This is a genomic window from Mesorhizobium sp. f-mel (assembly GCF_053850215.1).
This window is the reverse complement of the sequence record NZ_JBSPTO010000004.1, coordinates 96,516-121,827: the sequence shown is the minus strand read 5'-3', so window position 1 is coordinate 121,827 and position 25,312 is coordinate 96,516. Positions and strand designations below refer to the sequence as shown.

Sequence of the window (25,312 nt, the reverse complement as noted above, 5' to 3'; positions counted from 1 at the left end):
AAGTTGCCGTCAAAGGTGATGCACACGGTGTGCCAGATACTAAAGATTGATTTATCGTGATATTTTCCGACTGATGGGCGATTAGCAGTTGATATCAACCACTCGGATGTGGCTAATCCACCACTTGTGTGGCCTCGGCTCCGGGAAAATCGACAACGACCCGGGTGCCACGGTCGCTTGCGTGGACGGTGACAACGGCGCCGAACTTCACCGCCATCGCCTCGATGATAAGTTGTCCAAGCCCCGTGGAACCCTCTGCTGAACGTGATCGGGTACCAATTCCGTCATCCTCTACGCAAAGGCGAATGTCGCTTCCGGACGGCGCATGCAGAGCCACGCGAACGGGACCCTTCCCGGAGGGGTACGCGTGTTTCATCACGTTGATGATCAATTCGGTAACAATAACGCCCACCGCTACGGCACGGTCCGGGTCAACCGCGACCGGATCGGCCGCAATCGAGAGCCACCCGTTGCCGGCGGCAGCGGAGGCGCCAATATCTGCGACGAGCGCGTGGAGATAGCTGTCGAGTGCGACTGTGCGCACATCGTCTGACGTATAGAGGCGTTTGTGCACCTGGGCGATGGCAAGCACACGGCCATAGGCGGAGGCGAGAGCGCCCTTTACGTGCGCATCGTGGCTCATGTCGCTTTGCATCAGGAGGAAGGAAGAGACAAGTTGCAGACTGTTGCCGACCCGATGGTTCACTTCGCGAAGCAGCACGGCTCTTTCGGCCGCGAGTGCCTCAAACCGGTCACGGGTGGCGCGGACCTCCGCTTCCGCCTCCTCCTTTTCGCGCTGCAGCTTCGCCTGAGCCAGGGCGCCCTCGATTGCTACCCGCAATAGCGCGAGAAACTCGCCACCGACATCCTTGATGACGTAGTCTGCCGCGCCTGCCTTCAGCGCCGCGATCGCCACCCGCCCCTCCTCCGAGCCGGTCACATAGACCACCGGCGGCGCATCGGGATCAGCGCGGATGGAGGCGAGCGTCTGAAGCCCATCCTGGCCCGGCATGTAATGATCGAGCGCCACGACATCTATGCCGCCTGCGCGCAAGCGGCGAAGCCCCTCCTCTCCTGTCGCTGCGAGCTGAACGCTATAACCGTGCCGCTCGAACTCCTTGCTGACCAGGCGCCGAAGGGCGGGATCGTCGTCTATATAAAGGAGCCGGATCGGCGCCATCACGAATTCTCTGCCACTTGGATAACCGAGAAGAAGAGCCCCAATTGCCGGATGGAATGGGCGAAGCTTTCATATTCGACCGGCTTGGTAATGTAGACGTTGCAGCCAAGATCATAGCACCGCCTAATCTCGTCCTGATCGTCCGTCGTTGTCAAAATCACCACGGGCGAACGCTTCAGATGCTCGTCTGCTTTGATGCGTTTCAGAATGTCAACGCCCGACATATCCGGCAGGTTGAGGTCGAGCAGTATAAGCAGTGCCCGGCCGGCGTGCGTGCTGCCCGCGCCATTTCCACCGAACAGATAGGCGATCGCGCTCGTGCCGTCGCGGAACGCGACAATGTCGTTGCGTACGCCGGCCCGTCTAATATTTTTCTCGATAAGGCGCGCGTGGCCCTCATCGTCCTCGATCATCACAATCGTGACATGGGTAGTCATTGGTTTTTCTCCGGCAAATTGCCCGACGCGTGGCGCGGCAGCGTCACCGCGAAGGTGCTCCCCCGACCAGCATCGGAACGGACGGTAATGGCGCCGCCGAGGCGACGGACAAGAGTTCGTACATATGTGAGGCCAATCCCCTCCCCCGGACGGTCCTGAGGGCCCGAGCGGCGAAATATCTCGAAGATACGTTCGCGGTCCTTGGGATCGATGCCGCGTCCGTTGTCATTCATCTCGTAGACGAGCTCCGACGCCGTCGCTCGACCGGTCACACGGATCTCGCCCGGCGTGTCGTCGCGCAGGTACTTCAAGGCGTTCTCCAGGAGATTGGCGAAGATCTGCTCGAGAGCAAGGCGGTCGCCGACGCATGGCGGCAAGGGCTCGATCGTGATCGAAGCGCCGGCCTCCTGTGCCTGATAACTGAACCCATCGGCCGCTGCACGGGCGAGCTCCGTCATGTCGATTTGTTCCAGACGGAGCTCGCGGCGGCCTTCGCGGGTGAGCTTGAGAATGGCCTTGATGAGCCGGTCCATGCGCGTGATCGAGCTTTTGATAAACCCCAGCGCTTCAGCAAATTCCTGCGCAAGCCGCTCATCCGGCTCCGAATCGACTTCAAGGCGCGCCCTGAGCAAGGAAATGCGTCCGAAGAGCTCCTTGCGCAGCACTTCCAGCTCACCCGTAAAGCCCATGATGTTGACGAGCGGCGAGCGTAAGTCGTGGCTGACGATATGGGCGAAGTGCTGGATTTCCTCGTTGGCTTCCCGCAGTTCGGCGGTGCGTTTCGCAACCGTTGCCTCGAGAGACTCGTTTGCCTGTTCCAGCGCTCTCTGGGCGGTCTTCAGCCGGCTCGTCGAGTGACGCACCAGGGCAACCGAGGTCGCCGCCAGGGCAATGATTAGGGATGCTCCGAAAAGGCTCGCGACCAGGAGCAGGTGAGCGGTGCTCTGCGAAGCGCCGATCGCTTGTGAAAGCAACTGCTGTTCGTGCCGGACAAGTTGCGCAATATTTGTCCGAATATCCTCGGCTCGTGACTGCACCAGCGCATCACTTCCAAGAGAGGGGGAACGCTCGAGCTCGCCGCTTTCCCGTTTAGCAACGGCCTCTTCGAGAAGAGCGACTTCCGCCGTAACGGCCGCGTCAAGCTTTGCGACAAGCGGCAGACGGCTTTCCTCCCCCACGTTACCAGATAGTGCCGCCTTGGCTTCAGCCAGTGCAATTTTCACCGCCTCCACGTCGGCGAGAAAGGCGTCACGATAACGTTCAGCTCCGGTAAGCAGCAATCCGCGCTGATCGCTTTCGGCCCGCCAGATCTGACCCTGCAAATCAAGAAGTTTTTCCTTGGCGTTGAGGGTCCAGATCACCTGCCTGGAATCACCGCGCGACTGGGCCACCAACCATACGGATGTTCCGCTGATCATCACAAGGATCGCGAAGCCGAGCGCGAGAAGGAAGGGTTGGCGGGCGGCGAGAGAAGGAGAAGATCTCGACATCATGTTGGCACTCCCCCTTCAAATCCGCGCGATTGCAAGCTGCCATGGCTCACTGTTGATCGAGGTCGGGCATTACGCACAGCAAACATGTTCCACAACGGTTCAACGATCAGGACGACGCGACGGGGTCTCTTTCCAACCGGCTGCTATCCCCGCTCCTATTATCGTCTTGCGCTCTTCCGAATTCGACTCCTTTCGCCTCCACACCGAAGCCGGCCAGAAGCACCACAGCGACGGCGACGACGCCGACAACCATGGCAAGGGCGAAAGCATAGTCACCGTTGTAGTGCTCGGCGAGCCCAGCCTGCAGAGTTGCATTGGCGGAGGCGAGGAGGTTGCCTAGTTGATAGGTGAAGCCCGGGAACGTGCCGCGGATTTCGTCGGGTGACAGTTCGTTAAGGTGCGCGGGGATGATGCCCCATGCGCCCTGGACAGCGAACTGCATGAGGAACGCGCCGAGCGCCAGCAGCAGCGGACCGGATGAGTACACCCAAAGCGGAATAACGGGAATGGCAAGTAGGGCTGCGAGCACGATAGCGCGCCGGCGGCCGATCCTTTCCGACAAGAGGCCGAAGGTGATGCCGCCAAAGATCGCGCCGACATTGTAAACCACGGCGATCGCTCCAACGGTCGTCGTCGAGAACTTTTGCTGCACCTCGAGGAAGGTTGGATAGAGATCCTGCGTGCCGTGGCTAAAGAAGTTGAAGGCTGTCATCAGGAGAATCGTATAGATCGCCAAACCCGCGTGCCGCCGCAGTGTGCGCCACAAGGCGCTCCGATCGGGCTTTTGGCGGCGCGCCAGGAAGACGGGCGATTCGTCGATATTCGAGCGGACATAGAACACGATGAGCGCAGGCAGCGCGCCGATCATGAGCATACCCCGCCAACCGACCAGCGGAAAAAGCAGGTAGAAGGCAAGAGAGGCCAGGAGATAGCCCGCCGGGTAGCCGGCCTGTAGGAGCCCGGAAACGAGGCCGCGAGTCTTCGGCGGGATCGTCTCCATCGTCAACGACGCCCCAACGCCCCATTCACCGCCCATCGCGATGCCATAGAGCGCTCGCAGAATGATGAGCATGGTCAAGGTCGGTGCGAAGCCGGACGCGAATTCAAGTGCCGAATAGAGGAGGATGTTGACCATCAGTACCGGCCGGCGGCCAAAGCGGTCGGCAGCGTGGCCGAAGATCAGCGCTCCCAAGGGGCGCATGGCCAGCGTCAGCGTGAGAGCGATGGTGACCCGTTCAATGTCTGTCCCGAATTCCTCAGCCACATATTTCATGACAAAGACAAGGATGAAGAAGTCGAATGCGTCGAGCATCCAACCAAGAAAACTCGCGACGACGGCGTTGCGCTGCGGCGAGGTCAGTGAGCGCAGATCTGATGGTATTGGCATGTTTTCCTCCTGGTTAGGCGGTTTGCGGCGGCACTGAGTTGGTGCGGCGTCGCTGCGAACATGTGACGCAGACCCAGTGCGCCGGTTTGTCCAGGATGATGGCGCGCATCTTTTTTGCCTCATTAACACTGCCGCCGTGGACCAGGATCACCAATCAAGGAACGGGCCAACAGCCCGATTGGGGCTTTCGATCAGCTTTCCAAGGAAACCCGCACCGCCGAACCTTCACGGTCCCGCCTGCTATGGTTTTCGGATCTGGGCCACTTCAGCCACTTGGTGGTTTTCAACCACCTCTGTAGGAGGTAGCGTAAACAAACCAACAGCCAGGATCGCGCAGCCGCCGAAAGTCGAAGTGCGATGAGTGACGAGCTTCTGATCATCGAGGACGACGCCATGCTCGGCATCGACCTCAAACGATATTTCGAACGCGTGGGCTGGAGGACGCGCCTCGTCCGCAGCCTCGAGGAAGCGGGCTCTTTCGTCTTCGGGTCTGGCTATGAAGGGCTCGTCGTGCTGTCGGATCTGCACTTGCCCGACGGTAACGCGCTCGACCTCTTGGAACGTGCCCGCCGCGAGGGCGACAGCCGCGAATGGATATTCCTCACCGGCTTCGGCGAGGCACCCGATGCGGAGCGAGCCAAGCGTCTCGGCGCCTTCGATTTTCTGACCAAGCCAATGGATCGCGAGCGGCTCGAGCGCATCGTTGCCGCAGCGCGGCGCGGCGCGCGCGCCCAGAGGCGGATCGCCGACGAAGCTTCGCAGCAGCGCAATCGCTACAGCCCGGCCGCCTTCATCGGTCGCAGCAAGGATGCCGCGCGCGTACGCGATACGCTTGAAAGGCTGTGCCAAATCCCGCTCAGCAGTGTCATCATCTCGGGGGAGACCGGCACCGGCAAAGGCCTTGCGGCGCGGATCCTGCATCACAGCGGCACGCGCGCCGACGGCCCTCTCGTAGAGGTTAACTGCGCAGCCTTGCCGCGCGACCTCGTGGAGTCCGAGCTTTTCGGCCATGAGGCCGGTGCCTTTACCGGAGCGAAAGGCAGCCATCGCGGCTTCATGGAACAGGCGAGCGAAGGCACACTGTTTCTCGACGAAATCGGCGAACTCAATCTCGACCTTCAGGCAAAACTCCTCAAGGCGCTCGAGGACAAGGCGATCCGCCGCGTCGGCGGCGAGCGGATGATACCCGTCGACGTGCATGTCGTGGTGGCGAGCAACCGAAATCTGCCGGAACTCGTGGCCGAAAAAGCTTTTCGGGCGGATCTCTATCACCGCCTCAGCGTTTTCCAGCTCGATCTGCCTCCATTGCGGGCCCGCAAATCGGATATCGACGAGATCGTCGACGGTCTCATTCGCGAGTTCAACGCGATTGCCGGCAAGCGGGTTAAACGCGTTCCTCAATCCGTGCGCGCGCTCCTTGCCGCATACGACTGGCCGGGAAACGTCCGCGAACTGCGCAATGTGGTGGAGCGGTCGGTGCTTCTTTCCACCGGCGAAGAGCTGCCGGGCGAGTGGCTGCAAATCGCGCCGGCCGGTACCCTCCCGAAGACGATGGCTTCAGGCGACGTCATCTCTCTTCCGTTGGACGGCTCCATGACATTCGATGCGATGGAGAAGTTGATAGTGGAGTCGATCCTGCAGCGCGAGGGCTACAATGTCGTGGCGGCAGCGCGGAGGCTTGGCCTCACGCGCGAAACCCTACGGTACCGCATGGCTCGCCATAACCTGCAGCGGCAGAACGCGCCACGCTGAGAGCCACGCAAGCCACCGATGAGTGGTGGATATCCACCTTCCACTCTCCGGTCCCACCCCAATAGCGTAAGCCCGACAAACGCTTAGCCCACTGGCGCGGCGCTTGCTTCCATTGCTGCGGCGGGCCGCTCCGGTTGCCCGCGGGGTAGGCGTTGAATGGAGGCAAATCGGTGCCGGCCATTCCGACAGAACACTCGCCCGTATATCAGGAGGCTTCGATGCATTTGAGCCAACTTCACCATCTCCCCCTTCCTGCGCCTCTTTTTTTCGCGCTGGCGCTGTCGTTCCTTGTTCTGGTGGCGCTGATTCAGCTCGGAGTGTTGCAATATGCGTACACACGCCTCGGTATCAGCGCCCGTGCTGCGCTGCTCCTTCTCCTCGGCTCACTTCTCGGCAGCTACCTCAATCTTCCTCTGGCGGAATTGCCTGGTCAGGAAGTCCTCTCCGGCCGAGTGGTGGATTACTTCGGCATGCGTTATTTCGTGCCAGTCGTCCTCGATTGGCCTGGGACCATCATCGCGGTGAATGTCGGCGGGGCGCTGATCCCGATATTGATGTCGATCTATCTGCTTTCGAAAAACGGACTGTGGGGCCGCGGCTTGCTGGCGACTGCCGTCGTCGCCGCCGTCTGCCACTGGCTGGCTCGACCGGTGCCCGGGCTCGGCATTGCGTTGCCGGTGTTCGTTCCCGCGATCAGCACCGGTCTCGTGGCTCTGCTGCTTTCCCGACAATATGCGGCGCCGCTTGCTTACGTCGGCGGCAGCCTCGGCACACTCGCCGGCGCGGACCTGCTCAATCTCGGAAATCTGCAAGGACTTGGCGCGCCCGTCGCCTCGATCGGCGGCGCCGGAACATTCGACGGGATCTTCGTCACTGCGATCCTTGCCGTGCTCATCGCGAGCCTCTCTCGCGGCCTGCGCGGCTCGCCGTCGAGCCGGCTGTCCTCAGCCGCGACAATGCCGGAAGCGCCTCCATACGGACCCCCTGAGGCTGGTGGTCGTCACCCATAAATACAAAGGGGGCGCGGGAGTGATTGCCAACATCGGCTCACGCCGAACGTGCTACCTTTCTTATAATGCAGGAGGGCAGCATGGGCGAACTCATTTCGTGGATGATTTACATCGGCCTGAGCGTTTCCACGCTATCTGGCTCGCGTGAGCGACAGGGTTAGTCCAAATTCCCAGATCCCGGAGGATCGCCCTCTGACTGAGATGGCCTAGGCCCTTGGACGGGCCGCCATTCTTTTCGTTGCGCTTTCAATTAGGACATGGAAATCGCCGTTACAAACCCGAGGTGATCCGGCGAGGCATTTTTGTTCTCACCCAACCAGCCCACGTTTGCTATTTTGTAGCTAGTAAGCAGCATTCGAACCGAAGCCTAAAGGCCGAAAACCAGAAATTATGGTGTGTAATCAAACTGGTGGGCGATGACGGGCTCGAACCGCCGACATCTTCGGTGTAAACGAAGCGCTCTACCAACTGAGCTAATCGCCCGCTCCGGGCCGGACCTTTAAGCAGTTAGGACGGGGTTCGCAAGGCCAAATGAGCGCACGATGCCCTCACCGTTGATCGTTTTCGGCAACAAAATTCGGCTTGTCAAAAAACCTTCTCCTGTTTGCTGTTATGCTGTCGCGCTCCGCTTGACACCCGGTGGCTTACGCCTTATCCACCGCCCCAACGACGAACACGGCTGACCGTGCTCGTCTTGCGCGGGTGTAGCTCAGTTGGTTAGAGTGCCGGCCTGTCACGCCGGAGGTCGCGGGTTCGAGCCCCGTCACTCGCGCCATTTTCAATCACTTAGCTGATTGGAAATGAAAAAGACTCTGAATGCCGGACCGGCAATTCAGATGTTCGTGTCGACCTTGGCACGCAATAAATTCTAGCGTTTGGTCTGGTTTTCAGAGACCCGTTCGATTTGGCTCATCACCGCTTGAGGATCCACGTTCTGAGCTAGCTGGGGCAGTTCGTCATCTGCTGGCGTCGGTACCTTCAAACGCTCCGTCAGAGCGGACATCATTTCGATCAGTCGCGTGGTTTCGTGCTCGTTGAGCAGGCTGATTTGCAGATCCAGCTCAGCGCGGCGCTCGCTGAGCTCAGCCATTCTGTTCTGGTTGATCAGTACAAAGGTGGACAGGAAGATCGCCTCAACCGAGGCTACCATTGCCAATATCACAAAACTTGGGTCCCAGGGTGGAATAGCCGGGATCGCCCCAAGGTTCAGCACGACCCAGACGATCAGGATTGCAAGGTGCAGGTACACGAATGACATGCTCCCCGCGAAACGGGAAATGACGCCGGCAATTCGATCTTGAAACGCCCGACGCTGCTCCTGCTCTCGTCGATGGTCAACCAGAGCCTGAATGTTGTTGTGGAGGACCGACTGCATGTCGGCGGATTGTGGCGCAGCCATAAACATCAAGGCCTGACTTTAAGCGCTAGAGGCGCCCGGGTTTTCCCGACAAACTTGCCAACGAGACCAGCCATTTCCGAATTCCTTTCCCGAATTTTCGTCCAGGAACGCGCAAGACTTGCAGTGATTTATTCACCCGTTTCGTCGGCGCCTCCGTGGAAGAAGGATCGGATTTCCTCCCCGTCGACGCTGTCATCGCCGTTCTCGTCAACGGCGTTGAATATCCGCCCGATGAAATCCTGAACTTCGGTTTGAGAAAGCGCACCATCGCCGTCGGCGTCCACTATGGCGAACATCATTCGCATCCGTGCGCCATGCATCATCCCGCCTCCCATTCGGCGCCCGTCATGCGGACCTCTGCGGAAATCGCGATGCCAACGGTCGCCACCTCGTCGTTCTGCTCGGGGCCGGCGATGCTCTTGCATTCTCTCCTCCAGCATCTCGGTCATCATCTGACGCATCATATTGCGCATGGAGTCTTCGGTTGGCCCGCTCACTCCTGGCGCTGGCTCTGAGCCACGATCCTGTGCAGGTGCGGCGGGCGCAGGTGGGCTCGTCTGGGATACTGCCGGGGAAGCCAGCATAGCCAACGCCGCGGCAACTGCTGTGGTCTTGCTTGCTAATGTCATCGTATTCTCCTTGGAGAATGGGGGACCGAACGTGTCGGCATCCAAGCCAAACCCTCTGCTCCCCGCATGGTTCCTGGCGAGTTGGTAGATGATCGCTGTGTGCCGGTTCATCCTTCCAGAAAAATGCGGTCCCTACAGCGACATAGCGCAGCGATTCGCTTTAACAGCGGGCCAGAAGGCTGTTTCCGACGGGGCTGTTTGGGCCTTGTGGCGGTTACGTTCGAGCCCGAGGGGCTCTCGACCCCTGGCGAGTAACGCCTCACACCGGCGGCTTATCCACCGCCTCGACGACGAACGCGGCTGACACGTTCTCGTCTATGCGCGGGTGTAGCTCAGTGGGAGTGCCGGCCTGTCACGCAGGAGGTCGGGGGTGGTCTTGGTTCCTTAATACAAAAAGTTTCCACTTTCGGTTTCCGGAGAGTTTCAACTTTTTGTATTTGTTGCGTTCCAAGCCTGTCATATGCGTTTGAGCATTGGATTTTCCCGAACCCGGTTCCCACTTTGGTCCGATGCTCTAACGGAGAAGAAGCCTTGTACGCCCTGAAACCGCTCATCGAATCGCGCCATTTCGACCTCACGATCATGGTCCTGATCCTGATCAACGCCGTCACGCTCGGCCTCGAAACCTCGCCCGATGCGATTGCTGTTTTTGGCCCGCTTCTAACAGCCATCGACCGCGCGATCCTCGCGGTCTTCGTGCTCGAACTCGCGATCCGGGTGGTCGTCTACAGGACGAATTTCTTCCGCGATCCATGGCGCATCTTCGACCTTTTCGTCGTCGGTTTCGCGCTCATCCCCGCGACCGGTTCGCTCTCCGTGCTGCGGGCGCTGCGCATCCTGCGGGTCCTGCGCCTGATCAGCATCGTTCCGTCGCTGCGCCGTGTCGTCACCGGCTTCATCACCGCCCTGCCCGGCATGGGCTCGATCATGCTGTTGCTTGGGCTGGTGTTCTACGTCTTTGCGGTGATGGCGACGAAGCTCTACGGCTCGTCCTTTCCCGAACTGTTCGGCGGCATACCGGAATCGCTCTTCACGCTTTTCCAGGTTATGACTCTCGAAGGCTGGTCGGACGGCGTGGTGCGCCCGGTCATGGCGGTCTATCCGACCGCCTGGCTGTTCTTCATCCCCTTCATCATCGCGACCTCGTTCACCGTGCTCAATCTGTTCATCGGCGTGATCGTTTCGGCGATGGAGGCCGAGCATGAGGCGGTAGAATCGGCCGACAGGGCAACGCTGCACAGCGATCAGGCCATCATCCTCGCGGAGTTACAGGCGCTGCGGGCAGAGGTTCGCGAATTGTCCGGCGTTCGCGGCTAGATCGCATCATTCGGCGCGACAGGTACTTCCCCGCGAGCATTGCAAAACACAGCCATTCCTATCCGTCGGCGGCTTCTGATGGTGTGGTGCCGTGAAAAAGCCCGCCGCTCCATTTGCGAAGCGGCGGCCCCCCCCAAATTACCCCCGATTGCCAGGTCAAGGTGCCCCCCGGCATTGCTGACCGTGCAATTGCGGCGCCAGACCCAGTGATCCATTACGGGACACCTATGCCAATGACGCAAGATAGGTTTGCCGATTCATATTAACTGTGGCTAATATGTCACCGTGGTCGGAACGGACTAAAGTCGAGAGCGCCGGCGAGGCTGGGCGGCCTCACCCCTTGGCGAGCAATGCCTCGACCTCTTGTAGCGTGGGCATCGACGGCGCCGTGCCGGGCCGGGTGACCGAAATGCCGGCGACGGCGCAGGCGAAGCGGACCGCTTGCAGCGGTTCCACCTCTCTCGCAAGTGCTGCGGCCAAGCCGCCATTGAAGGCGTCGCCTGCTCCGGTGGTCTCGACCACAGCGCCGGCATTGATCGCGCCGACATAGTCGGAGCGGCTGGCCGTTTGCAACAGCGCGCCTTTGTCGCCGAGTGTTACAATGACCGCGCCGACGCCCTTTTCGAGCAGGCTGTCGGCGGCGCGGCGGGCGTCGTCGATGGAAGACACCTTGATACCGGTCAGTTCCTCGGCCTCGGTCTCGTTCGGCGTGACATAGTCGCAGAGCGTATAGATGCGGTCAGGAAGCTTTGCCGCCGGCGCCGGGTTGAGGATCGTCGTCACGCCTGCCCCGCGCGCGATCTCTAACGCTCGCATCGCCGCCTCGATCGGCTGCTCGAGCTGGGTGACGAAGACGCCCGCCGAGCGGATCAGGCCGGCGTTAGCCTCGATGTCGTCGGGCGAAATCAGCATGGCCGCACCCGGACTGACGATGATGGCGTTGTTGCCGGTGGTCTCCTCGACGAAGATATAGGCCGCACCCGTATAACTCTCCGGCGTGTCGATGACGGCGCTCTTCACCCCGGCCTGCGCCCAGGTCTGCCTGGCCATATCGGCAAAGGGATCGACGCCGAGGCGCGTCAGGAAAGTGATGTCGGCACCGAGACGGCCGGCCGCAACCGCCTGGTTGGAGCCCTTGCCGCCGGGGCCAAGCGTGAAGGAAGTTCCAAGGAGCGTCTCGCCCATGCGCGGCTGGCGGGCGGCGCGGTAGGCAGTGTCGGCGACGAAGACGCCCAGTATGACGACAGGCTTGCCTGGCATCTCCTTACTCCGCATCCGGCGGAACGACGCCCTTGCGGAAGGCGAAACAGCCATAGAAGCGGCGCTCGCCGGTCTGGATGACGCAATAGGCCTTTTTGGCACGTTCGTAGAAGGCGTAGCGTTCGACCGAAATCATCGGCCATGGCTTGCCCTCCGCCGCGTCGATCTCGTCTTGCACTTGCCTCTGCACTGCGGGAATCTCATCCGGCTTGCCGACGATCTCCATGCGGGCGGCCGCATCGTCGACGAAACTGTCCAGCGGATAGAGCGACAGCACCGCCTTGACCACGTCCGCGGCCGGCGCATCGATGCGCAGCAGTCGGCCGAGGACGGTCTGGCGGGCCACCGAATCGGAGGGGAAATTGGTGTCGGCGATGATCAAATCGTCGCCGTGGCCCATCGCCCGCAGCGCCTGGAGCACATCGGCATTGAGCAGCGGATTGATCCCTTTGAGCATGGCATTCCTCCCGAACGGGCTTTTGATGTGAAACCTAGCGCGTGATCCCGAAAAAGGTGATGTCGGTTTCGGATAAGATCATGCGCAAATTCAAAGTGTTATAGACGACGGCCGGTCTCTGCGTCGAAGAGGTGGACCTGGTCCAGCCGTGGTTTCAGGTGAAGCGTGTCGCCCGGCTTGAAGTCGTGGCGCTCACGGAACAGCGCCACCATCTCGCCCTCGCCGAAACGCAGAAACACCAGCGTTTCGGAACCGGTCGGCTCAACCACGGAAATCTTTGCCGGCACGCCGTCGGGGTGGATTTCGAGATGCTCGGGCCGTACGCCGTAGACTACCTTGCGGCCATCCTCTACGGCGCTGTTCGCGGCGATAGGGAACGGCGTCCCGGCGATCTCGACGACAGGCTTGTCGCCCTTGCGCACCACGCCCTTGAGCAAGTTCATCGAGGGCGAGCCGATGAAGCCGGCGACGAACAGATTAGCCGGCCGGTCGAACAGTTCCAGCGGCGCGCCGACCTGCTCGATACGGCCGTCGCGCATCACGACGATCTTGTCGGCCATGGTCATGGCTTCGATCTGGTCGTGCGTGACATAGATGGTGGTGGTCTTCAGCCGCTGGTGCAGTTCCTTGATCTCGGTGCGCATCTGCACACGCAGCTTCGCGTCGAGATTGGAGAGCGGCTCGTCGAACAGGAACACCTGCGGGTTGCGCACGATGGCGCGGCCCATGGCGACGCGCTGGCGCTGCCCGCCCGAGAGCTGGCGCGGATAGCGCTTGAGATAGGGATTGAGGTCGAGGATATCGGCGGCGCGCTTGACCCGCTCGGCGACCACAGCCGGATCGGTCTTCCGCAGCTTCAGCGCAAAGGCCATGTTCTGCTCGACCGTCTTGTGCGGATAGAGTGCGTAATTCTGGAACACCATGGCGATGTCGCGCTTGGCCGGCGGCAGATGATTGACGACACGGTCGCCGATGGCGATTGTGCCGCCTGAAACGGTCTCCAGCCCCGCCACCATCCTGAGCAGCGTGGACTTGCCGCACCCCGAAGGACCGACCAGCACCACGAACTGCCCGTCGGCGATGTCAACGCTGACATCGTGCAGGACCTTGACGGTTCCGAACGCCTTGGCCACATTGCTGATCGCGACTTGAGCCATGGGCCCCCCTTTCGTTGCGGTGAAGCTAAACAACGCAAACGGCGAGGGCAAGTCAGTCTTTTATAGATAAAAAACCCCATCCTCGTTGACACGGCACTTGGTTGTGAGAATAGTGAAAGGGCTCGGGTTATGACCCTGTTCCGGGCGCGCCGGCACACTAGTTCGGACCACGGAAATCGAAGTGTCGCGGGAGGAAAACTTGGGCCCTATTTCTAGGAGTCGCTGTTGTTGGGGAACACGTCCAGCGCTCCAAACACCCGAAACAATCACCATTGAGATTCTGGGAGGAACGAAATGAAAGTCAGCCTTTACAACCAATTTATGCGCGCGGGAGCCACTCGCCGCGATGTCCTCAAGGGCGCAGCCAGCATGGCCGCGATCGCCGCGGCATCCAGCGCCGGGCTTGGCGCGCTGACGCGCCCGGCTTCCGCCGCAAGCGAACTGCGTGCGCAGATCCTGCAGATCCCCGGTGTCGGCAAGGGCCAGCCGACCGATGCCGACTTCCAGCAGGTCGGCGAGCTTTGCCTGGAGGCGACCAAGGCCAGCGTCAAGGAAGGCGAATTCGCCGGTGTCCAGCTCACCTTCATGGGCCTCAACAACCAGAACCTGCACAATGTGCTGTTTCGCGGCTTCCTGAAACCGTGGGAGACCTACACCGGCGCCAAGATCAACTGGATCGACCTGGCGCAGGCGGACTACAACGCCCGCCTGCAGCAGTCGATCGCCACCGGCACCGTCGATTTCGACATCATCGAGATGGGCGCGCCGTTCGAAGGCGACGTCTGCGGCAAGGGCCTCACTTCCGAGATGCCGGACTGGGTCAAGGACCAGATCGACATGAAGGACGTCGTGGCCTATCTGCAGCCACCGGTCGGCACGTGGGACGGCAAGCAGTACCGCGTGACCGTCGATGGCGACGCGCACAACTTCAACTACCGCACCGACGTGTTTGCCGATGCCGACCTCGCCAAGGCATGGAAGGACGGCGGCGGTGACAAGGCGGGCCTGACGGAATGGGGCGTGCCGAAGACCTGGCAGCAGGTGCAGGCGGTGACCAGGTTCCTCAAGGGCAAGCAGTTCCAGGGCCAGGATGTCTTCGGCTATCTCGACGCGCCCAAGGCGTGGGGCGGCTTCGGCTTCTACTTCCTCGGCAGCCGCGCCAGCGCCTATGCCAAGCATCCTGACGACAAGGCCTGGCTGTTCGATGCCGATACGATGAAGCCGCGCATCAACAATCCGGCCTGGGTGCGGGCGATCCAGGACGTGATCGACGCGCTGCCTTCCGAGCCCGCCGACCAGATCAACGCCGACCCGAATACCACCGCCTTCCAGCAATTCCTGGCCGGCACCGGTTCGATGGTCACCTGGTGGGGCGACGTCGGTTCCAACGTCAAGACCAACGACTCGTCGGTCGTTGGCGACGTCACCGGCTTCTCGATCCTGCCAGGCTCGGACGACGTCTACAATTCCAAGACCGGCCAGTGGGACAAGCTCGCCAGCGGCCCGAATTATTCGCCGAACTGCGCCTATCTCGGCTGGGGCGTCTACGTCATGGCACGGGTCGACAGCGACGAAAAGAAGAAAAAAGCGGCGTGGTCTGCCGCTGCCCATCTCGGCGGCAAGGACCTGTCGCTCTGGTGCGCGGCATACCCGTCCGGCTTCCAACCCTACCGCAACTCGCATTTCGACATTCCGGAATGGGTGGCGGCCGGTTACGACGAGGCTTTCATCACCTCGTATCTGAAGTCGGAGGCCGACAGCTACAACCATCCGAACGCCGCGATCGAGCCGCGCATCCCCGGCATCTTCCAGTATTACAGCGCCGCCGAGGACATCCTGGCCAACACATTCGCCGGCAAGATGACGGCGCAGGAAGGCGCCGACGCCATCGCAGCCGCCTGGGAGAAGCTGACCGACCAGATCGGCCGCGAAAACCAGATCAAGCTCTACAAGGCCTCGCTTGGCATGTAGGTTGAGATTGTTGGAACCGTGGTCCGGCGACGCAAAAGCCGCCGGACCACATCTTGACCGGCCAGCCGGTCATAAAAGCCTTCAGTGAACGGACGAGACGCGTGGCTGACCAGACTTTGCCCACCGATGCGTGGCCGGCAAACGCCGCTCCATCCGATCTGATATCGCCGGGCCGTAAGCGGCTCGGCCGGGCGTTGATGGCCGCTGCGACGCTCGGCCTGCTGGCAGTGATCGCAGTTCAGATCCTCTACAAGACAGAAGTCGACACGATCGGCTTCGAGACCTGGAGGCCGGTCGTCTATGCCTATGTGCTGTGGGGTATAGCACTCGGCGTCGGCCAGGTGCTGACGCGCGGCGAAGACGGCCAGCGCGCGCTGTTCCTGCTGCCGGCGCTGCTGTTCACCATCGCGATGGTGATCTTCCCGACGCTGTTCGGCTTCTACATCGCGCTGACCGACTGGAACCTCAGTTCCTTCTCCGGCCGGAAATTCAACGGGCTCGACAATTTCTGGCAGATGCTGGCGGATCCCTACTACCGCAATGCGCTGTTCAACATGGTGCTCTACGTGCTCGCGGTACTGGTCGAATATGTCATCGCCTTCGGCCTCGCCCTGCTGCTCAACGCACAGATCAGGGCGCGCAAATTCTTCCGTGTCGTCTTCCTCATGCCGTTGATGCTGTCGCCGGTCGCGGTATCGTGGATGATCGGCAAGTCGCTGATGGAATACCGGTTCGGGCCGGCCGCGGCGCTGGCGCGCCAACTCGGCTGGGAAAACCCCGCCTTCTTTTCAAACCCGATCACCGCCCGCATCTCGATCATGGTGCTGGATGCCTGGACCTTCATCCCGTTCATGATGATCATGCTGCTCGCCGGCCTTCAGGCGATGTCGCGCGAGGTTCTTGAGGCGGCCAGGGTTGACGGCGCCAATGCCTGGCAGACCTTCTGGCAGGTCACGTTCCCGCTAATGCTACCGGTGTCGGTGACGGCGATCATCCTGCGCATCATCTTCAAACTGAAGCTTGCCGACATCATCATCACCGTCACCTCGGGCGGCCCGGGCGGCGCGACCGATTCCGTGTCGAGCTTCATCTATCGCGAGTATCGCGACCGCTCGAATGTCGGCTACGGCACCATGCTGGCGATGGCCTACCTCATCATCATCATCGTGTTCGTGACGTGGCTGTTGAAATTCGCCAACCGCTTCGTGCGCAACGTCAATTGAATGGGGCGGTGACATGAGCGTCCAGACCACCGAGTATGCCGCTTCCGAAATCCGCTCGCCGGCGAGCTTTTTCGCGAACCGCGTCTTCATCTATGGGGCGCTGGTCTTCTGGGCCTTCATCTGCCTGTTCCCGATCTACTGGACAATAACAACCTCGTTCAAAACCGCGGTCGACGTCACCCAGGGCCATCTGATCCCGTTCGTCGACTTCCGGCCGGACTGGAAGGGTTGGCGCTCGCTCGGCCTGTCGCCCGACTCGATCTTCCGAACCTCGACAGTGCGCGACGAATTCATCAAGCGCTTCATGAATTCGGTCATCACCTCGGTCGGCGCGTCGAGCCTCGCCATCGTCATCGGCAGTCTCGCCGCATACGGCCTCACCCGCTACCGCTATCACTTCGCCTGGTTCAAGAACGAGGACATCTCCTTCTTTTTCCTGTCGCAGCTGATCCTGCCGCCGGTCGTGCTCGCCCTGCCCTTTCTCGTGCTGTACCGGGAAGTCGGCATGCTCGACACGCGCATCGGGCTGATCCTGCTCTACACGCTGATGGTGCTGCCGATCGTCATCTGGATCATGCGCGACCAGTTCAATTCGATCCCGGTCGAACTGGAGGAAGCAGCCCTCGTCGACGGCCTGTCGATCTGGGGCGCCTTCTTCCGCATCGTCATGCCGATTGCGCTGCCGGGCATGGTTGCCGCATTCATCCTGGCGATGGTGCTGTGCTGGAACGAGTATTTCTTCGCCGCACTTCTGACCTCGACCGACGCCAAGACCATTCCCGTGATGGTGGCGAGCCAGACCGGTTCGCAAGGCATCAACTGGTGGTCGATGGCGGCGCTGGCCACAGCCGCAATCACGCCGCTTGCCGTCATCGGCATCGCGCTGGAGCGCTATCTGATCATGGGCATGACCGCGGGCGCGGTGAAGTAGCGGCTCCTTCTTTCCTTCTCCCCTTTGGGAGAAGGCAGAGCCGCGTTAGGCCGACAATATCGCCCGCAAATGCTTGAGGATCATCGCGGCGCCCTTTTGCCCCAGTTCCGCCGAGGCGTCCGGGGCGGTCGCCGTGTACCATCCCGTATTGTCGGCGAAGCGGCCGGCGTCCACCGCTTCCGGGCATAGCGCCAGCATCAGCGACGTCTCGCCGATGCCGGCATGATCGAACGGATACTGGCCGTTCATTGCTGCCGGCATCAGCGGATGCACCTGTATCCAGTTGAAGAAATTGGCGCCTTCGGCATGTTCGGCATAATAGCCTGCCATCGCCTCGGAGCCCCACCAGCCCTCGCCGCGCTCCTTCTCCAGAAAACGGAAGATCGCCTCGCGGCCGGCGGTCTTGAAGGCGAGATCGGTCGGCATGCCGGCAACAAAATTCTCGGTCTGGTGATGGATGATGGCGTGGATGTTGCGAAAGCCGATGCGCAGCAGGCTGTAGAACAGTTCATCTGCGAACGGCGCCAACGCATTTCCGCCGACCTGAACCGAGCCATTGCCCTCCGGCGGCGCCACCGCGTAGCTCGCCGCGCCATAGTAGAACGGCGGCAGGATGACGATGTCGGCTTCTTTTTCGAACAGCTCCAGCGTCTTGACGACTGCCAGCGTATCCATGCCGACGGCCATGTGCTCACCGTGGTATTCGAGCACGCCGAGCGGGAGCACGACCGGCCAGTTTTCGGTGATCGCCTTGCGGATCTGGTGCGGCAGCATCAGCTCGTAGCGCATGACGCCTATTCCATGTTGGTTTGGCCGGCGGCGTCGATGCGGCTCTCGCCGATCCGAGCCACCACAGTGCCAAGCTCGTCGAGCGCAGCCCCGAACAGGTTTTTGCCAGCATTGGAACCGGAGACCTGCCTGAATGTTTGGGCCACGTTTTTCCCCGAACAGGTTGTTTTTGCTCATGCTATCACCGTGAAAATCCGTGTCCAATGGCTCGGAGTGCTTTTGCAGTGCCCCAGGCGTGATAGTGTCATGGCAATTGCGTAGGTGAGGAAACGGCAGGACATGAAGACACGGCATTTCGACCGCATCGGCAATGGCGGCATCGCGTTCACGGAACTCGGCTTCGGCACGGCGCCGCTGGGAAACCTCTATCGCGCTGTTTCCGACGAGGATTCCAACGCCACCTTGGAGACCGCCTGGCGAGTCGGCTGCCGTTACTACGACACCGCGCCACTCTACGGGCTTGGCCTGTCGGAAACGCGACTCAATCCGTTCCTGCGTTCGAAAAAGCGCGACGACTTGGTGCTGTCGAGCAAAGTCGGCCGCATCATGCGCGCCTGCCCGCCGGACCAACGCACCGGCATCGGCAAGTTCTTCGACACGCCGTCGCGCCGCGAGGTCTACGACTACAGCTATGACGGCGTCATGCGCTCCTTCGAAGCCTCGCTCGAGCGCCTCGGCGTCGACCGCATCGACATCCTTTTCGTGCATGATCTCGACATCTTCACCCATGGCAGCAAGGAGGCCTCGGACCAACGCATCGAGGAGTTCATGCGCTCGGGCTATTACGGGCTGCTGGCCTTGCGTGACCAGGGCGTCATCAAGGCATTCGGCGGCGGCATCAACGAATGGCAGGTTGCCCAGACACTTGCCGAGCGTGGCGACTTCGACCTTTTCCTGCTTGCCGGGCGCTATACGCTGCTGGAGCAGGAGGCGCTGCAATCCTTCCTGCCGCTATGCCAGAAGCGCGGCATCGGCATCGTTCTCGGCGGGCCGTATAATTCCGGCATCCTGGCAACCGGACCGAAGCCCGGCGCCTATTACAATTATTCCGAGGCGCCGCAGGACATCCTCGACCGCGTCGCGCGCATCGAGGCCATTTGCAAACGCCACGGCGTGCGCCTGATCGAGGCGGCATTGCAATTTCCGCTGCTGCACCCTTCGGTCGTGTCGGTGATCCCCGGCGGCCAGCGGCCGAGCGAGGTCGAAAGCAACCGGTCGCTGCTCGACGCGAAACTGCCATCAGCACTCTGGGCCGATCTCAAAAAGGAAGGGCTGATGCGCGCGGATGCGCCGACGGCATAGAGCCGTCCGCTGCCCGCCAAAGCGGGTGCAAAGGAAAAGCCGGGGAATGCCCGGCTTTTCTGGTCTCTGAAAAGGGTAAGAAGGCGCTTAGTTGACTGCGTCCTTGAGGCCCTTGCCGGCCGAAAACTTCGGCACGGTGCGCGCCGGAATCTGCACTTCCGCGCCGGTCTGCGGATTGCGGCCGGTCGAGGCAGCGCGTTTTGACACTGTGAAATTTCCGAAGCCGACAAGCCGGACATCGCCGCCCTTCTTCAGTTCGCCGGTGATGACGGAGAACACCGCATCAACCGCCGACTGCGCGTCACCCTTCGAAATACTCGCGGCATCGGCGACAGCGGACACCAGTTCGTTCTTGTTCATAAAAATTCCCTTCCATGAGAAACCGGAACGTACGACTCATCCGGCAGGAAACGGACTTTAGAAAGAAGCGCTTCCGCAACCAAGTCGAAAAGCGTCAATCGAGTCGAAAAAACCCCGGAATTCCGGGGTTTTTCACATGAAAAAGCCGGGCGCTAGGCCCGGCTCTCTCTTGTGCATTGCAACTTTAGCAGTAGCTAATGGGCGAGTGACTTGCCGGCGTCGTCCCCGGCATCCACCGCAGCCGGCGCATTGGCTGGTTCGACCCAGTCGATCGGCTCCGGCATACGCACCAGCGCATGGCGCAAGACTTCACCAACCCGCGCGACCGGAACGATCTCCATACCGTTCTTTACGTTGTCCGGAATCTCCGCCAGATCCTTGGCGTTGTCTTCCGGGATCAGCACCTTCTTGATGCCGCCGCGCAGCGCTGCAAGCAGCTTCTCCTTGAGCCCGCCGATCGGCAGCACCCTGCCGCGCAGCGTGATCTCGCCGGTCATCGCCACATCGGCCCTGACCGGGATGCCGGTCAGCACCGAGACGATCGCCGTCGCCATCGCCACACCCGCCGACGGTCCGTCCTTGGGCGTTGCGCCCTCCGGCACGTGGACGTGGATGTCGCGCTTGTCGAACAGCGGCGGCTCGACGCCGAAATCGATAGCCCGCGAGCGGACGTAGGAGGCCGCCGCCGAGATCGATTCCTTCATCACGTCGCGCAGATTGCCGGTCACGGTCATGCGGCCCTTGCCGGGCATCATGACACCTTCGATCGTCAGCAACTCGCCGCCGACTTCCGTCCAGGCAAGCCCGGTGACGACGCCAACCTGATCGTCGGCCTCGACCTGGCCGAAGCGGAAGCGCGGAACACCAAGGTAATCGGCGAGATTGTCCGCCGTGATGTCGACCGTCTTCTTCTTGGTCTTCAGGATCTCTGTCACCGCCTTGCGGCCGAGCTTCATCAGCTCGCGCTCCAGGCTCCTGACGCCTGCTTCACGGGTGTAGGTCTGGATGATGCCGCGGATCGCGTCCTCGCCGACGGAGAACTCCTTCGGCTGCAGGGCGTGATCGCGGATCACCTTGGGCATCAGGTGACGCTTGGCGATCTCGATCTTCTCGTCCTCGGTGTAGCCGGCGATACGGATGATCTCCATGCGGTCCATCAAGGGCGCAGGAATGTTCAGCGTGTTCGCCGTCGTCACGAACATCACACTCGACAGGTCGTATTCGACCTCGAGGTAGTGGTCCATGAACGTCGAGTTCTGCTCGGGATCGAGCACCTCAAGCAAGGCCGACGACGGGTCGCCGCGGAAATCCTGGCCCATCTTGTCGATCTCGTCGAGCAGGAAGAGCGGGTTGGACTTCTTCGCCTTCTTCATCGACTGGATGACCTTGCCGGGCATCGAGCCGATATAGGTGCGCCGGTGACCGCGGATCTCGGCCTCGTCGCGAACGCCGCCCAGCGCCATGCGGATAAACTCGCGGCCGGTCGCCTTGGCGATCGACTTGCCGAGCGAGGTCTTGCCGACGCCGGGAGGTCCGACGAGGCACAGGATCGGCCCCTTCAGCTTCTTCTGGCGGCTCTGCACGGCGAGATATTCGACGATACGGTCCTTGACCTTGTCGAGGCCGAAATGGTCGGTGTCGAGCACGTTCTGCGCGAAGGCCAGATCCTGCTTGACCTTGGAGTTCTTGCCCCACGGTATCGACAGGATCCAGTCGAGATAATTGCGCACGACAGTCGATTCAGCCGACATCGGCGACATCGTCCGCAACTTCTTCAGTTCGGCTTCCGCTTTTTCGCGGGCCTCCTTGGAGAGCTTGGTCTTCTTGATGCGCGCCTCGATCTCGGCGGCCTCGTCGCGGCCGTCCTCGCCCTCGCCGAGCTCCTTCTGGATCGCCTTCATCTGCTCGTTGAGGTAGTATTCGCGCTGGGTCTTCTCCATCTGGCGCTTGACGCGCGAACGGATGCGCTTCTCCACCTGCAGGACGGAGATTTCGGCTTCCATGAAGCCCATCGCCTTTTCCAGCCGCTCCTTGACCGAAAGCGTGGCCAGCATCTCCTGCTTCTCGGGGATCTTGATGGCAAGATGCGAGGCAACCGTATCGGCGAGCTTGGAATAGTCGTCGATCTGGCTGGCGGCACCCACCACTTCGGGCGAGATCTTCTTGTTCAGCTTGACGTAGTTCTCGAAGTCGGTGACGACGGAACGGGCCAGCGCCTCGACCTCGACCTCTTCCTCATCCGGTTCGACCAGCGCCGTGGCGCGGGCCTCGTGGAAGTCGGGACGGTCGGTGAACGAAACGATTTTCGCGCGCGAAGCGCCTTCCACCAGCACCTTCACGGTGCCGTCCGGCAGCTTCAGCAATTGCAGCACATTGGCGAGCGTGCCGATGTCGAAGATGGCATCGGCCTCGGGATCGTCATCGGCGGCATTCATCTGGGTCGCAAGCAGGATCTGCTTTTCCTGACCCATCACCTCCTCCAGCGCCTTGATCGACTTTTCACGCCCGACGAAGAGCGGAACGATCATGTGCGGGAACACCACGATGTCGCGCAGTGGGAGGACTGCGAAGACGCCGTCGCTGGGAGCCCTGGATATTTTGGCCATTGTCCAACCTTTCTTGTCGCGACCGCCAATCGGCCAACCGCGAATCTCATATTAACGACCGAGGATCGTTCCGCCTACCACCGTTTGTGACGGGAGTTTTACAGCACAGAATTCGGCACCCCGGCCTTCCTCAGTTAGTTGGAGGCACGGGGGGCAAAGATCAAGGGTCAACACGAAACCGTTCATTCAATCTGTCACAATCCGTTCATCATAAGTCGGCCCGTCCGCAAAGCAAAACGGCGCCTCACGGCGCCGTTTGAAGAATTCCACTGCAGGGGCTCACGTCAGGCGCTGACGTTGCCCTTTTTTTCCTTCTGCTCGGAATAGATGTAGAGCGGCCTGGCGTTACCGGACACCACCTCTTCCGAAATAACCACTTCGCGCACGCCTTCCAGCGCCGGCAGTTCGAACATCGTGTCGAGCAGGATCGCTTCCATGATCGAGCGCAGGCCGCGCGCGCCGGTCTTGCGCTCGATGGCGCGCTTGGCGATCGCCGACAGCGCATTCTCATGGAAGGTCAGGTCGACATTCTCCATCTCGAACAGCCGCTGGTACTGCTTGACCAGCGCGTTCTTCGGCTCGGTCAGGATCTGGATCAGCGCCGGCTCGTCGAGGTCCTCCAGCGTCGCCAGGACTGGTAGACGGCCGACGAACTCGGGAATGAGGCCGAACTTCAACAGATCCTCAGGCTCGACCAGGCGGAAAACGTCTCCGGTGCGGCGATCCTCGGGCGAAGCGACGGTGGCGCCGAAGCCGATCGACGTCTTGCGGCCGCGATCCGAGATGATCTTGTCGAGGCCGGCGAAGGCGCCGCCGCAGATGAACAGGATGTTGGCGGTGTCAACCTGCAGGAATTCCTGCTGAGGATGCTTCCTGCCGCCCTGCGGCGGTACGGAAGCGACCGTACCTTCCATGATCTTCAACAGCGCCTGCTGGACGCCCTCGCCCGACACATCGCGGGTGATCGAAGGATTGTCCGACTTGCGCGAGATCTTGTCGATCTCGTCGATATAGACGATGCCGCGCTGGGCTCGCTCGACGTTGTAGTCGGCCGACTGCAAGAGCTTCAGGATGATGTTCTCGACATCCTCGCCGACATAGCCGGCCTCGGTCAGCGTCGTCGCATCGGCCATGGTGAACGGCACGTCGATGATGCGGGCCAGCGTCTGCGCAAGCAGCGTCTTGCCGCAACCGGTCGGGCCGATCAGCAAAATGTTGGACTTCGCCAGCTCGACGTCATTGTTCTTGCCGGCATGAGCGAGGCGCTTGTAGTGGTTGTGGACCGCTACCGACAGCACGCGCTTGGCGTAGGGCTGGCCGATGACGTAGTCGTCGAGAACCTTGAGGATCTCCTGCGGGGTCGGCACGCCCTCGCGTGACTTCACCATCGAGGTCTTGTTCTCCTCGCGGATGATGTCCATGCAGAGCTCGACGCATTCGTCGCAGATGAACACCGTCGGGCCGGCGATCAGCTTGCGCACTTCGTGCTGGCTTTTGCCGCAAAACGAGCAATAAAGCGTGTTCTTGGAATCGCCGCCGTTGTTGCCGACCTTGCTCATTTTCATGTCCTTTCATAGCCGCCCGCCGATGGTCTGGTTGAAAGGGCGCATATCTCAATCTATCGCGGGAAATCGCCGCCGCCAGTATTCCGGCTCCCGCAACGCATTCCGTACGAAACACATATCAGAAAACGTCGCAATGATTCGCACCAACCCCGCACAAAGCTAAGCCGTCGAAAATCAACATAGGCTTAACGTAGGCAATTGCTCCCGTCGAGGGAACAGCCAATTGTGGCCGAAATGCCGCAAGCGGCATCAAAAAGCGGGTTTTCCCACCAGCCAACTGCCACCGGTCTTACGTGGCAATACCTTCGAGCGGCTCACGCGACGAAATGACCTTGTCGATGAGGCCGAAATCCTTGGCCTCGTCGGCGGTCATGAAGTGGTCACGGTCGAGCGTCTTTTCGATCTCGTCGTAGCTCTTGCCGGTGTGCTTGACGTAGACCTCGTTGAGACGACGCTTCAGCTTGATGATATCCTGAGCGTGGCGCTCGATGTCGGAAGCCTGGCCCTGGAAGCCACCGGAAGGCTGATGGACCATGATGCGGGCATTCGGCGTAGCGAAGCGCATGCCCTTCTCGCCTGCGGTGAGGAGCAGCGAGCCCATCGAGGCGGCCTGGCCGATGCACAGCGTCGCCACCGCCGGCTTGATGAACTGCATTGTGTCGTAGATCGCCATGCCCGAGGTGACGACGCCACCGGGCGAATTGATGTAGAGGTTGATTTCCTTCTTCGGATTCTCCGCTTCGAGGAACAGAAGCTGCGCGCAGACCAGCGTCGCCATGCCGTCCTCGACCGGACCGGTGATGAAAATGATGCGCTCTTTCAGGAGCCGCGAGAAAATGTCGTAGGCCCGCTCGCCGCGATTGGTCTGCTCGACCACCATCGGAACGAGGTTCATGTAGGTTTCGACGGGGTTCTTCATGGATTATCCCTTATTGAAAGATGGGATTCCGGCGCCGGGAGATTAGCAAATCGGGCAGAATCGGTTCTGGATCGTTATCCTGTAAATAGGATGTCGGCTCACCCTAGCGCAAGGCCGCCCCTCCTAGCCATCCGGTTAAGTCGAATCAAGGTTTCTGCACAGGATTCG

General features: G+C 61.0%; 22 protein-coding genes and 2 tRNA genes. 8 read left to right on the top strand and 16 right to left on the bottom strand.

From position 1 onward, the window contains the following. Positions 1–112 precede the first annotated feature (112 nt). From ACWUKX_RS08200 to ACWUKX_RS08185, 4 genes are all read right to left on the bottom strand, one after another. Positions 113–1,180: a sensor histidine kinase gene (locus tag ACWUKX_RS08200; RefSeq protein ID WP_456005623.1), complete on the bottom strand. Its 1,068-nt coding sequence runs from the start codon at positions 1,178–1,180 to the stop codon at positions 113–115. Further along, positions 1,180–1,617: a response regulator gene (locus ACWUKX_RS08195; RefSeq protein WP_029353524.1), complete on the bottom strand. Its 438-nt coding sequence runs from the start codon at positions 1,615–1,617 to the stop codon at positions 1,180–1,182. Before ACWUKX_RS08195 ends, ACWUKX_RS08200 begins: the two co-directional genes overlap by 1 nt. Continuing rightward, on the bottom strand, positions 1,614–3,110 hold the full coding sequence (locus ACWUKX_RS08190; protein WP_456005620.1) for a sensor histidine kinase: 1,497 nt from the start codon (positions 3,108–3,110) through the stop codon (positions 1,614–1,616). The genes ACWUKX_RS08195 and ACWUKX_RS08190 overlap by 4 nt, the downstream gene beginning before the upstream one ends. Before the next feature lie 106 nt (positions 3,111–3,216). Next, positions 3,217–4,497 (bottom strand): MFS transporter, encoded by a 1,281-nt coding sequence (locus ACWUKX_RS08185; protein WP_456005618.1) that lies wholly within the window; start codon positions 4,495–4,497, stop codon positions 3,217–3,219. Between the two features lie 357 nt (positions 4,498–4,854). Here ACWUKX_RS08185 and ACWUKX_RS08180 point away from each other — a divergent pair, with 357 nt between their 5' ends. Both ACWUKX_RS08180 and ACWUKX_RS08175 read left to right on the top strand, forming a co-directional pair. Further along, entirely contained in the window at positions 4,855–6,249 is a 1,395-nt protein-coding gene (locus tag ACWUKX_RS08180) for a sigma-54-dependent transcriptional regulator (RefSeq protein ID WP_456005615.1), read from the top strand. Between the two features lie 218 nt (positions 6,250–6,467). Then, positions 6,468–7,259: a DUF1614 domain-containing protein gene (locus ACWUKX_RS08175; RefSeq protein ID WP_456005612.1), complete on the top strand. Its 792-nt coding sequence runs from the start codon at positions 6,468–6,470 to the stop codon at positions 7,257–7,259. A 407-nt stretch (positions 7,260–7,666) separates the two neighbouring features. Here ACWUKX_RS08175 and ACWUKX_RS08170 read toward each other — a convergent pair. Then, positions 7,667–7,742 (bottom strand) — tRNA-Val (locus ACWUKX_RS08170). A 215-nt stretch (positions 7,743–7,957) separates the two neighbouring features. On the opposite strand from ACWUKX_RS08170, the gene ACWUKX_RS08165 reads away from it, so the two are divergent. Next, positions 7,958–8,034 (top strand) — tRNA-Asp (locus tag ACWUKX_RS08165). Between the two features lie 93 nt (positions 8,035–8,127). Here ACWUKX_RS08165 and ACWUKX_RS08160 read toward each other — a convergent pair. Both ACWUKX_RS08160 and ACWUKX_RS08155 read right to left on the bottom strand, forming a co-directional pair. Then, positions 8,128–8,658 carry a DUF1003 domain-containing protein gene (locus ACWUKX_RS08160; protein ID WP_456005920.1) on the bottom strand — a complete coding sequence of 177 codons (531 nt, stop codon included), beginning with the start codon at positions 8,656–8,658 and terminating at the stop codon, positions 8,128–8,130. Positions 8,659–8,786: 128 nt separating this feature from the next. Continuing rightward, positions 8,787–9,131: an EF-hand domain-containing protein gene (locus ACWUKX_RS08155; protein ID WP_456005610.1), complete on the bottom strand. Its 345-nt coding sequence runs from the start codon at positions 9,129–9,131 to the stop codon at positions 8,787–8,789. 687 nt (positions 9,132–9,818) lie between these two features. Here ACWUKX_RS08155 and ACWUKX_RS08150 point away from each other — a divergent pair. After that, the gene (locus ACWUKX_RS08150; RefSeq protein WP_456005607.1) at positions 9,819–10,604 is read left to right on the top strand and encodes an ion transporter; all 786 of its coding nucleotides are present in this window, start codon (positions 9,819–9,821) and stop codon (positions 10,602–10,604) included. Positions 10,605–10,937: 333 nt separating this feature from the next. On the opposite strand, the gene rbsK is transcribed toward ACWUKX_RS08150, so the two are convergent. From rbsK to ACWUKX_RS08135, 3 genes are all read right to left on the bottom strand, one after another. Continuing rightward, positions 10,938–11,864 (bottom strand): ribokinase, encoded by a 927-nt coding sequence (gene rbsK / locus ACWUKX_RS08145; RefSeq protein WP_065008102.1) that lies wholly within the window; start codon positions 11,862–11,864, stop codon positions 10,938–10,940. Positions 11,865–11,868: 4 nt separating this feature from the next. Next, a complete protein-coding gene (locus tag ACWUKX_RS08140) occupies positions 11,869–12,321 on the bottom strand; it encodes an RbsD/FucU family protein (RefSeq protein ID WP_127316286.1) in 453 nt (150 codons plus the stop codon). A 98-nt stretch (positions 12,322–12,419) separates the two neighbouring features. Continuing rightward, complete coding sequence (locus tag ACWUKX_RS08135) at positions 12,420–13,478, bottom strand: ABC transporter ATP-binding protein (protein WP_095521695.1); 1,059 nt, start codon at positions 13,476–13,478, stop codon at positions 12,420–12,422. A 294-nt stretch (positions 13,479–13,772) separates the two neighbouring features. Between ACWUKX_RS08135 and ACWUKX_RS08130 the strand changes: the two genes are divergently transcribed. The 3 genes from ACWUKX_RS08130 (at position 13,773) to ACWUKX_RS08120 (ending at position 17,603) form a co-directional block, all read left to right on the top strand. Beyond that, positions 13,773–15,449, top strand: coding sequence for an ABC transporter substrate-binding protein (locus ACWUKX_RS08130; RefSeq protein ID WP_456005604.1), 1,677 nt, complete (start codon positions 13,773–13,775; stop codon positions 15,447–15,449). A 101-nt stretch (positions 15,450–15,550) separates the two neighbouring features. Next, positions 15,551–16,672 carry a carbohydrate ABC transporter permease gene (locus ACWUKX_RS08125; RefSeq protein ID WP_029353496.1) on the top strand — a complete coding sequence of 374 codons (1,122 nt, stop codon included), beginning with the start codon at positions 15,551–15,553 and terminating at the stop codon, positions 16,670–16,672. A 13-nt stretch (positions 16,673–16,685) separates the two neighbouring features. Further along, positions 16,686–17,603, top strand: coding sequence for a carbohydrate ABC transporter permease (locus ACWUKX_RS08120; RefSeq protein WP_029353494.1), 918 nt, complete (start codon positions 16,686–16,688; stop codon positions 17,601–17,603). Between the two features lie 45 nt (positions 17,604–17,648). Here ACWUKX_RS08120 and ACWUKX_RS08115 read toward each other — a convergent pair whose 3' ends face one another. Then, a complete protein-coding gene (locus ACWUKX_RS08115) occupies positions 17,649–18,392 on the bottom strand; it encodes a creatininase family protein (protein ID WP_456005602.1) in 744 nt (247 codons plus the stop codon). A 5-nt stretch (positions 18,393–18,397) separates the two neighbouring features. Continuing rightward, positions 18,398–18,538: a hypothetical protein gene (locus ACWUKX_RS08110; RefSeq protein ID WP_456005600.1), complete on the bottom strand. Its 141-nt coding sequence runs from the start codon at positions 18,536–18,538 to the stop codon at positions 18,398–18,400. 133 nt (positions 18,539–18,671) lie between these two features. On the opposite strand from ACWUKX_RS08110, the gene ACWUKX_RS08105 reads away from it, so the two are divergent. Continuing rightward, positions 18,672–19,694, top strand: coding sequence for an aldo/keto reductase (locus ACWUKX_RS08105; protein WP_456005598.1), 1,023 nt, complete (start codon positions 18,672–18,674; stop codon positions 19,692–19,694). Between the two features lie 87 nt (positions 19,695–19,781). Here ACWUKX_RS08105 and ACWUKX_RS08100 read toward each other — a convergent pair whose 3' ends face one another. From ACWUKX_RS08100 to clpP, 4 genes are all read right to left on the bottom strand, one after another. Next, on the bottom strand, positions 19,782–20,054 hold the full coding sequence (locus tag ACWUKX_RS08100) for an HU family DNA-binding protein (protein WP_023798342.1): 273 nt from the start codon (positions 20,052–20,054) through the stop codon (positions 19,782–19,784). A gap of 194 nt (positions 20,055–20,248) precedes the next feature. Next, on the bottom strand, positions 20,249–22,660 hold the full coding sequence (lon, locus tag ACWUKX_RS08095) for an endopeptidase La (RefSeq protein ID WP_029353488.1): 2,412 nt from the start codon (positions 22,658–22,660) through the stop codon (positions 20,249–20,251). Between the two features lie 284 nt (positions 22,661–22,944). Then, the gene (gene clpX, locus ACWUKX_RS08090; RefSeq protein ID WP_029353486.1) at positions 22,945–24,219 is read right to left on the bottom strand and encodes an ATP-dependent Clp protease ATP-binding subunit ClpX; all 1,275 of its coding nucleotides are present in this window, start codon (positions 24,217–24,219) and stop codon (positions 22,945–22,947) included. 295 nt (positions 24,220–24,514) lie between these two features. Further along, positions 24,515–25,144, bottom strand: a complete 630-nt coding sequence (clpP, locus tag ACWUKX_RS08085; RefSeq protein ID WP_029353484.1) for an ATP-dependent Clp endopeptidase proteolytic subunit ClpP — start codon at positions 25,142–25,144, stop codon at positions 24,515–24,517. Between the last annotated feature and the right edge of the window lie 168 nt (positions 25,145–25,312).

Coding starts and splice junctions, on each gene's coding strand:
- ACWUKX_RS08200 (WP_456005623.1), bottom strand. CDS start 1,180: ATGGCGCCGATCCGGCTCCTTTATATAGACGACGATCCCGCCCTTCGG.
- ACWUKX_RS08195 (WP_029353524.1), bottom strand. CDS start 1,617: ATGACTACCCATGTCACGATTGTGATGATCGAGGACGATGAGGGCCAC.
- ACWUKX_RS08190 (WP_456005620.1), bottom strand. CDS start 3,110: ATGATGTCGAGATCTTCTCCTTCTCTCGCCGCCCGCCAACCCTTCCTT.
- ACWUKX_RS08185 (WP_456005618.1), bottom strand. CDS start 4,497: ATGCCAATACCATCAGATCTGCGCTCACTGACCTCGCCGCAGCGCAAC.
- ACWUKX_RS08180 (WP_456005615.1), top strand. CDS start 4,855: ATGAGTGACGAGCTTCTGATCATCGAGGACGACGCCATGCTCGGCATC.
- ACWUKX_RS08175 (WP_456005612.1), top strand. CDS start 6,468: ATGCATTTGAGCCAACTTCACCATCTCCCCCTTCCTGCGCCTCTTTTT.
- ACWUKX_RS08160 (WP_456005920.1), bottom strand. CDS start 8,658: ATGGCTGCGCCACAATCCGCCGACATGCAGTCGGTCCTCCACAACAAC.
- ACWUKX_RS08155 (WP_456005610.1), bottom strand. CDS start 9,131: ATGCGCAATATGATGCGTCAGATGATGACCGAGATGCTGGAGGAGAGA.
- rbsK (WP_065008102.1), bottom strand. CDS start 11,864: ATGCCAGGCAAGCCTGTCGTCATACTGGGCGTCTTCGTCGCCGACACT.
- ACWUKX_RS08140 (WP_127316286.1), bottom strand. CDS start 12,321: ATGCTCAAAGGGATCAATCCGCTGCTCAATGCCGATGTGCTCCAGGCG.
- ACWUKX_RS08135 (WP_095521695.1), bottom strand. CDS start 13,478: ATGGCTCAAGTCGCGATCAGCAATGTGGCCAAGGCGTTCGGAACCGTC.
- ACWUKX_RS08130 (WP_456005604.1), top strand. CDS start 13,773: ATGAAAGTCAGCCTTTACAACCAATTTATGCGCGCGGGAGCCACTCGC.
- ACWUKX_RS08120 (WP_029353494.1), top strand. CDS start 16,686: ATGAGCGTCCAGACCACCGAGTATGCCGCTTCCGAAATCCGCTCGCCG.
- ACWUKX_RS08115 (WP_456005602.1), bottom strand. CDS start 18,392: ATGCGCTACGAGCTGATGCTGCCGCACCAGATCCGCAAGGCGATCACC.
- ACWUKX_RS08105 (WP_456005598.1), top strand. CDS start 18,672: ATGAAGACACGGCATTTCGACCGCATCGGCAATGGCGGCATCGCGTTC.
- ACWUKX_RS08100 (WP_023798342.1), bottom strand. CDS start 20,054: ATGAACAAGAACGAACTGGTGTCCGCTGTCGCCGATGCCGCGAGTATT.
- lon (WP_029353488.1), bottom strand. CDS start 22,660: ATGGCCAAAATATCCAGGGCTCCCAGCGACGGCGTCTTCGCAGTCCTC.
- clpX (WP_029353486.1), bottom strand. CDS start 24,219: ATGAGCAAGGTCGGCAACAACGGCGGCGATTCCAAGAACACGCTTTAT.
- clpP (WP_029353484.1), bottom strand. CDS start 25,144: ATGAAGAACCCCGTCGAAACCTACATGAACCTCGTTCCGATGGTGGTC.